Genomic DNA, 7,401 nt, shown 5'->3' on the forward strand with positions numbered 1-7,401 from the left:
GAAGCGGATACCGGAGCCCGTTCCGGGCTTGCGCTGAAGTGAACGGGCCGCTGGGACGCGATGCATCAGCACCCTCGCGAACACCACACCAGGAGGAGGATCCATTGACCACGAGACCCCGCTCCAATCTCATGGTTCGACGAGGCATATGCCCGCGGCCTGCGCCCGTGCGATCCGATTCGGACCGGATTTCGGTCCAGCAAGCGCGAAGCTCCGGAAGGCGCAGATGCAGCAGTGGCGCGAGGCGCTGGAGGCTCACTGACCGAGCGGCGACACCCCGGTCATTCGGACGTGGATCCAGAGCAGGAACGCGACATAGACCATCAGCCCGCCAACGACCGCGACGACATCATTGAGAGGACTCGGCGGCGCACCGGGGACGTGTCGGGGATTGGCGCGGCGCTTGACGGAAATCAGGTCCGCCACTGCCCAGACAAGGAAGGCCCCGAAGAGAAGCACGTCGGCCATCGTGCCATTCGCCAGCAGGTGCGCCGTTGCCCAGAATTTCACTGCGAGCAGCATCGGGTGCTGGGCCGTCCTTTGGAGGCGGCCTGGCAGGTAGGCCGCGAACAGAAGCGGAAACACCGGAACCATCAGCAGCAGCGCGACTTGCCTCAGTGCAACCGGTGGCGTGTAGAGCACCCACGGCGTCTGACGGGCCACGCCGTAGCCATGGATCAGCAACAGCAGGCCGGCCAGCGAGGCCAGCGCGTACACGCCCTTCCAGACGCGCTCCCCGTGCCGTGCGATTTGTGCCTCGCGCCAGGCAGGGGCGACGATGGATATCGAGTGAATGCCAAGGAAGAGGATCAGGCCTGCTACGAGAAGTGTCATGGAATCTCCTTCGGCGATGCCGGTGAACGCACTGTCACGTTTCGATCAGAATGCGCAAAAGACCTTGCTGCTCGCGAATTATCGGCATGACTGAACCCCAAAAGGCCACGAGTTGGTGGCAAACGCTTCCCGGCGGGCTGGCCGCGGGGCGCTTCTGCAGCGACTTCGACCGGCTTCGCGGCATTCGATTCGAGCGGTGAAGGATGGCTGCCGAATCGATGGTGCCAGGCACCTTCCTGTACTTCGCGTACGGCTCCAACATGAGCCCGGCGCGTCTGCGGGCGGTGGACCGCACACCCTCCGCCCAATGCGTCGGCACCGCGCGCGTTGCGGGATACCGCCTGGTGTTCGACAAGGTGGGAAGGGATGGCTCCGGCAAGGCGGACTGCGAACGCTCCGGGATGCCCATGCATGTCGTGCACGGCGTCCTGTTCCGCATCGCTCACGGCGACCGCCCCGCCCTTGACAGGGCGGAAGACCTTGGAAACGGCTATGACGCCTTCGACATCCGCGTGCAAACGGTTTCGGGCAGCGTCTCGGCGTTGACCTACCTGGCAACCAGGAAGGACGCCACGCTGGCGCCTTTCACCTGGTACATGCAACACGTGTTGAACGGCGCCAGGCAAGGTGGACTTCCGCCGGCCTACATCGCGGACATCGAAGGCGTCGCGGCTGTTCGAGACCTGGATGTCGCACGCGAGGCGCGAGAGCTTTCCCTCTACGCGAAGCGATGAGGCCATCCGCGGAGAATCTGGCGACACAATAGCTCGCATGGATTCTTCAAGAAGCGCGCTGACTTCCGCCTGGGTCGACACCGACCTGGGCTTCGACGATCTCGCCGCCGTGCTGACCGTCACGCAGACGCCGCCGTGGCGGGTCGACGGCATGTCGCTCGTCGCGGGCAACGCCCCGATCGACGTGGTGGTCGACAACGCCTTGCGGTCGGCCGCGTTCTTCGGCTGGGATTTTCCGATCCACGCGGGCAGCGCCCGGCCGCTCGCCGGCGAACTGGTCACGGCGCAGAACATCCTCGGCGCGGATGCCATGGTGTCGGCCGGCCGCAGCCTCCCGCGGGCGCGCGGATCGCTGGCATCGAGCGATGCGGCGGCTGCGCTCATCGACTACCTCGCGGCCGCCACCGAACCGGCCACGGTGCTCGCGCTGGGGCCGCTCACCAACATCGCCGTCGTGCTGCAGGCACGGCCCGACCTCGCGGCGCGCATCGGTCGGCTCCTATGGATGGGCGGCAGCGCGGGGCCGGGCAATCACACGGCGGCGGCGGAGTTCAACGCGGCGGTCGACCCGGAAGCGATCAACGTGGTCCTCGACGCCGGGGCGCCGCTGTGGATGGTCGGCCTCGATGCCTGCCGGCAGGTGCGTGTGCACGCGAGCGATGCCGAAGCGCTGCGTGCGCTCGGCTCCGACAAGGCGCAAGTGCTTGCCGACCTTCTGCTCGGCTACGTGCGCATCGCGAGCCCTGCCGGTGCGCTGCCGATGTCGCTCTACGACCCGACGGCCGCGGCCGCGCTCGTGGCGCCCGAGGGGCTGAGCTTCAGGCCGGCGCACGTGGTGGCCGAATGCAAGGGCGAGCACACCCGCGGCATGACGGTGGTCGAGTGGCGGGTGCCGAAGCGCGCCGAGGCCAATGCGCAGGTGGCCAGCGTGGCCGACGAGTCCCGGCTGCGCCGCGTGGTGCTGGACGCGCTCGCGCGGGCCGCGAGCTGAACAAGGGCCCAGGCCGGCGCCGGGCCGCCCCAAGGCGGCCTGCGGCCCCCTCGGGGGGCAGCGACCCACACGCAGTGGGGGAGCGTGGGGGCCAGGCCGGCGCCGGGCCGCCCCAAGGCGGCCTGCGGCCCCCTCGGGGGGCAGCGACCCACACGCAGTGGGGGAGCGTGGGGGCTAGTCAGTCGCGCAGAATCCAGCCCTCGGGCACGGCCTTCAGCAAGGGGCTCTCGAACACGCCGATGACACGCGCCGCGCGTTCGGCGCCCAATCGCTCGACCCATCGCCGGCCCTGCAGCATCGCGACGCCGCAGGCGATCACGTCGCCGCCGAGCGACTCGATCAGCTCCCACGCCGCGAGCAGCGTGGTGCCGGTGCTGATCGCGTCGTCGACCAGCACCAGGCGCTTGCCTTCGATCAGCGGGCGCAGGTGGGGGTCGAGGTAGATGCGCTTGCCCGGCGTCGGCGAGGTGATCGAATGCACCGGCGCGGAGAGCGCCTCGTCGTACCAGAACTTGCGCGAGTAGCCCATCGGCAGGTAGCGCGTGTGGCCCAGTGCGCGTGCAACCACCGGTGCCAGCGCAAGGCCCAGGGTGGGCAAGCCGATCGCCAGCTCGGGGGCCTGTGCGGACAGACGCCGCGCCAGCATGGCGCCCAGCGTGTCGACCACGTCGAGCGAGGCCTGATTGACCAGCAGCGAGGCCACGGCATGCGCCGGTTCGCTCGCGAGCTGCCGGATCGGCAGCATGAGCACGCGCCCGTCGGGCAGGCGCGCCGGGTAGCCGAACCGCCAGGGCGCTTCGGGCCGCTCGACCGCATCGGCTTCGATGATGCGCTGCCAGTAGCCCGTGGTGGGTTCCGTGAAATGAGCTGTCATCTTCAGGATCCGTTCGGCGCGAGCTGGCGCGAGGGATCGGGAACCGGGGTGGCAGCCAGCAGCCGCTGGGTGTAGGGATCGCGCGGCGCATTCAGCACGGCGTCCGCATCGCCGCTTTCCACCACGCGGCCCTGGTGCATCACCATCACGCGGTCGGCCATCGCCCGCACCACGCCGAGGTCGTGCGTGATGAAGAGGTAGGAGAGCTTTCTTTCCCGCTGCAGGTCGAACATCAGCTTGAGGATCTGCGCGCGCACCGAGACGTCGAGCGCCGAGACCGGCTCGTCGGCCACGATCAGCGCCGGATTCGATGCCAGTGCGCGCGCAATGCCCACGCGCTGCCGCTGGCCACCCGAGAGCTCGTGCGGCAGCCGGTCGCGGAAATGCGCAGGCGGCAGGCCGACCTGTTCGAGCAGCGCATCGACTTCGGCCGATGCCGCGGCCCGATCGAGTCCGCGGTGCCAGGTCAGCGGAAGGGCGACGCTCTGGCCGATGCTGCGGCGCGGATTCAGCGAGCCGCCGGTGTCCTGGAACACCACCTGCACTTCGCGGCGGAAAGTGCGTGCGGCTTCGCCGGATCGCGTTGCGAGGTCCATGCCCTTGTAGAGGATGGTGCCTTCGCTCGGCGCCGTGAGTCCCAGCAGCATGCGGCCCAGCGTGGTCTTGCCGCTGCCGCTTTCGCCGACCAGGGCCAGCACTTCGCCGGCACGGATCGACAGCGAGACGCGATCGACCGCGCGCTGCATCTGCCGCGCGCGGAACAGCCCGCCGCTCGCGCGCACGGGGAACAGCCGGCTCAGGTCGCGCGCTTCGAGCAGCGGTGGGGTCGTGGCCGCGTTCATGGCGAGGTGGCCTCGTTGCGCTGCCAGGCGTCGGCGGCGATCGGCTCGTCGCTCAGGTGGCAGCGGTCGGCGCCAGGGCCATGGACCCGCAGCGCCGGCGCCAGGCTGTCGCAGACGCCGGCGCGGGCGATCGGGCAGCGCGGGTGAAAGCGGCAGCCTTCGGGCCAGTGCCCGGCGATCGGCACCCCGCCCGGAATCGAGAACAGCGAATGCGCGCGCGACTGCGGACTGAGGATGCTCGCCAGCAGGCCCTGCGTGTACGGATGGCGCGGCGCGGCGAAGAGCGGCGCCACGTCGCTGGATTCGACCACCTGGCCGGCATACATCACGTTGACGCGCTGGCAGGTCTCGGCCACCACGGCGAGGTCGTGGGTGATCAGCAGGATGCCGAGGTCGAGTTCCTTGCGCAGGCGCATCAGCAGCTTCAGGATGCCCGCCTGGACGGTGACGTCGAGGGCCGTCGTCGGCTCGTCGGCGATCAAGAGCGCGGGCCGCATCGCGAGCGCCGCCGCGATCAGGATGCGCTGCCGCATGCCGCCCGAGAGTTCGTGCGGGTACTGGCGCGCCACGCGTGCGGCGTTGGGCAGCTCCATCAGGTCGAGCAGTTCGAGCACGCGCGCTTCGAGGCCCTCGGTGCGGCCGTGCGCGCGCAGCGGCTCCGCGATCTGCCGGCCGACCGGCATCAGCGGATCGAGGTAGCTCGTGGGGTCCTGGAAGACCATGCCCACGCGGGCGCCGCGCATCGCGCGCAGTTCGGCGGGCGCGAGCCGCGCCAGGTCCCGGCCTTCGAGCAGGATCTGCCCCTCGGCCACGCGCGCCAGGGGCGAGGGGAAGAGGTTCATGATCGCGAAGGCCGTCATCGACTTGCCCGAGCCCGATTCGCCGACCAGGCCCACCGCTTCGCCGCGGCGCACCGTGAGCGAGAGGTCGTTCACCACCCGCAGCGCGGTCGCGCCCTGGCGGATATCGACCGACAGGCCGCGCACGTCCAGCAAGAGTTCACTGTGGCTCACTTCGCGTGCCCTCGCGGATTGAGCGCATCGTTGAGCGCATCGCCGACGACGTTGAACGACARCACCGTGAGCGCGATCGCGAGTCCCGGAAAGGCCGACATCCACCACGCGCTGCGCAGGTACTGCTGCGCGTCGTTCAGCATCGCGCCCCACGACACATGATTGGGATCGCCGAGTCCGAAGAAGCTCAGGCTGGCCTCGATCAGGATCGCCATCGCGATGTCGAGCGAGCCCAGCACGATGATCGGCGCCGCCACGTTGGGCAGGATCTCGCGCACGATGATCGCGCCGTGACCCATGCCGGCCACGCGCGCCGCGTCGACGAACTGCGATTGCGCGAGCGTCGCGACGGAGGCGCGCACCACCCGCGCGAGCTGCGGCCAGGCGAGCGCGGCGATCACCACGATCATCTTGAACACGCTGGTGCCGAACAGCGCGATCACGATCAGTGCCACGACGAAGCGCGGCAGCGTCTGGAAGAACTCGGCGATCCGCATCAGCAGCGTGTCGAGCCAGCCGCCGAAGTAGCCCGCCAGCGCGCCGACGATCACGCCCACGACCACCGCGAACAGCGCGCTCAGCACGCCGACGGTGAGAGAGATGCGCGTGCCGAAGACCACCCGCGTCCAGATGTCGCGGCCCAGGTCGTCGGTGCCGAGCCAGTGGCCGGGAGCGAGCGGTTCGAGCAGCGCGCTGTCGCCGCCGCCGAGCGGGTCGTACGCGCTGACCAGCGGCGCGAAGACCGCCAGCGCGAAGAGCAGCGCGAGGAAGGCCAGCGCGAGGATCGTCGTCGGCCGCCGCAGCAGTCGGCGCCGGAAGCCGGCCTTGCGCAAGGGCGTGCCCACCGGGGGCACGATCGGAGTCAGCGTCGCGTCACTCATGAAGCCCCCACGCTTGCCACTGCGTGTGCTGCGCTGCCCCCCAAGGGGGCCTTCGCATCTTCGGGCGGCCGTGCGATGCTCATGCGCGTTCGATCCGCGGATCGATCAGTCGGTGAATGATGTCGGTGACCAGGTTCGCGACGACCACCGTGACCGACACCATCAGCAGGATCGCGAGCATCACCGGATAGTCCCGCTTGGAGATCGATTCATAGAGCAGCCGCCCGATGCCGGGCCACGCGAACACGGCCTCGATCAGCGCCGAGCCCGCCAGCACGAAGCCCACGTTGTAGCCGATGACCGTGAGCACCGGCGCCGCGGCATTGCGCAGTGCGTGCACGACGACCACGGTCCACTCGGACGCGCCGCGCGAACGCGAGGCCAGGATGAAGTCGGCGTTCATCACCTCCAGCATCGCCGCGCGCGTGATGCGCGTGATCAGCGTGAGGTAGCGCAGCGACAGCGCGAAGGCCGGCAGCGCCAGGTACGACAGGTGCTGCAGGGTGCCTGCGAAACCGGGCTCGGTGCCGCGCACCGGGTTGTTGCCTTGCGAGGGCAGCCAGCCCAGCCAGATCGCGAACACCAGGATCAGCAGCTGCCCGAGCCAGAAATCCGGGATCGCGTAGCCCGCCGACGACGCGCCCTGGATCGCCGAGTCGACCAGTCCCGGGCCCGGGCCGGAGGCGGAGCGGGCCGCGATGACACCGAACACGATCCCCATCACGCTCGCGAAGGCGAGCGCGCTCAGGGTGAGTTCCAGGGTGGCGCCGAGCCGATCGAGAATCAGCGCGGCCACCGGCTGCTGGTTCGCGAACGAATAGCCGAAGTCGCCCTGCACCACCTTGCCCAGGTAGCGCAGCAACTGGATCCACACCGGCTGGTCGAGCCCGAACTCGCGGCGCATCTGGTCGAGGTATTCGGGCGGCGCGGGAAAATCGCCCACCAGCAGCGTGATCGGATCGCCCGGCGTGAAGGCGATCAGCAGGAAGTTGAGCACCACCACCGCGAGCAGCAGCGGCACCGCGTGCAGCAGGCGACGCAGGATGAAGGAGGTCATCAGAGGAGGCCGGCGCCGGGCCGCCCGCGCGGCGAAGTCCGCGCTTCGCGCGTACGGGCGGCCTGCTGATGCCCCCTCGGGGGGCAGCGACCCGCACGCAGTGGGGGAGCGTGGGGGCCCAGGCCGGCGCCGGGCCGCCCCAAGGCGGCCTGCGGCCCCCTCGGGGGGCAGCGAC

General features: G+C 69.9%; 8 protein-coding genes. 2 read left to right on the forward strand and 6 right to left on the reverse strand.

All coding sequences use genetic code 11. The features are described 5' to 3' along the window. Positions 1 to 255 precede the first annotated feature (255 nt). Positions 256 to 834, reverse strand: coding sequence for an NnrU family protein (locus AC1D2E_RS33790; RefSeq protein WP_478201454.1), 579 nt, complete (start codon positions 832 to 834; stop codon positions 256 to 258). Positions 835 to 1,037: 203 nt separating this feature from the next. On the opposite strand from AC1D2E_RS33790, the gene AC1D2E_RS33795 reads away from it, so the two are divergent. Together AC1D2E_RS33795 and AC1D2E_RS33800 are read left to right on the forward strand one after the other, a co-directional pair. After that, positions 1,038 to 1,568, forward strand: coding sequence for a gamma-glutamylcyclotransferase family protein (locus tag AC1D2E_RS33795; RefSeq protein ID WP_478201455.1), 531 nt, complete (start codon positions 1,038 to 1,040; stop codon positions 1,566 to 1,568). 37 nt (positions 1,569 to 1,605) lie between these two features. Beyond that, positions 1,606 to 2,559 (forward strand): nucleoside hydrolase, encoded by a 954-nt coding sequence (locus AC1D2E_RS33800; protein ID WP_478201456.1) that lies wholly within the window; start codon positions 1,606 to 1,608, stop codon positions 2,557 to 2,559. 178 nt (positions 2,560 to 2,737) lie between these two features. On the opposite strand, the gene AC1D2E_RS33805 is transcribed toward AC1D2E_RS33800, so the two are convergent. From AC1D2E_RS33805 to AC1D2E_RS33825, 5 genes are all read right to left on the reverse strand, one after another. Next, positions 2,738 to 3,433: a phosphoribosyltransferase gene (locus AC1D2E_RS33805; protein ID WP_478201457.1), complete on the reverse strand. Its 696-nt coding sequence runs from the start codon at positions 3,431 to 3,433 to the stop codon at positions 2,738 to 2,740. A 2-nt stretch (positions 3,434 to 3,435) separates the two neighbouring features. Further along, positions 3,436 to 4,275 carry an ATP-binding cassette domain-containing protein gene (locus tag AC1D2E_RS33810; RefSeq protein WP_478201458.1) on the reverse strand — a complete coding sequence of 280 codons (840 nt, stop codon included), beginning with the start codon at positions 4,273 to 4,275 and terminating at the stop codon, positions 3,436 to 3,438. Further along, positions 4,272 to 5,288 carry an ABC transporter ATP-binding protein gene (locus tag AC1D2E_RS33815; protein ID WP_478201459.1) on the reverse strand — a complete coding sequence of 339 codons (1,017 nt, stop codon included), beginning with the start codon at positions 5,286 to 5,288 and terminating at the stop codon, positions 4,272 to 4,274. Before AC1D2E_RS33815 ends, AC1D2E_RS33810 begins: the two co-directional genes overlap by 4 nt. After that, positions 5,285 to 6,169 carry an ABC transporter permease gene (locus tag AC1D2E_RS33820; RefSeq protein WP_478175225.1) on the reverse strand — a complete coding sequence of 295 codons (885 nt, stop codon included), beginning with the start codon at positions 6,167 to 6,169 and terminating at the stop codon, positions 5,285 to 5,287. The genes AC1D2E_RS33815 and AC1D2E_RS33820 overlap by 4 nt, the downstream gene beginning before the upstream one ends. A gap of 79 nt (positions 6,170 to 6,248) precedes the next feature. Beyond that, a complete protein-coding gene (locus AC1D2E_RS33825) occupies positions 6,249 to 7,226 on the reverse strand; it encodes an ABC transporter permease (protein ID WP_478201460.1) in 978 nt (325 codons plus the stop codon). Between the last annotated feature and the right edge of the window lie 175 nt (positions 7,227 to 7,401).

Source organism: Variovorax sp. P1_H2, assembly GCF_056405295.1.

Coding starts and splice junctions, on each gene's coding strand:
- AC1D2E_RS33790 (WP_478201454.1), bottom strand. CDS start 834: ATGACACTTCTCGTAGCAGGCCTGATCCTCTTCCTTGGCATTCACTCG.
- AC1D2E_RS33795 (WP_478201455.1), top strand. CDS start 1,038: ATGGCTGCCGAATCGATGGTGCCAGGCACCTTCCTGTACTTCGCGTAC.
- AC1D2E_RS33800 (WP_478201456.1), top strand. CDS start 1,606: ATGGATTCTTCAAGAAGCGCGCTGACTTCCGCCTGGGTCGACACCGAC.
- AC1D2E_RS33805 (WP_478201457.1), bottom strand. CDS start 3,433: ATGACAGCTCATTTCACGGAACCCACCACGGGCTACTGGCAGCGCATC.
- AC1D2E_RS33810 (WP_478201458.1), bottom strand. CDS start 4,275: ATGAACGCGGCCACGACCCCACCGCTGCTCGAAGCGCGCGACCTGAGC.
- AC1D2E_RS33825 (WP_478201460.1), bottom strand. CDS start 7,226: ATGACCTCCTTCATCCTGCGTCGCCTGCTGCACGCGGTGCCGCTGCTG.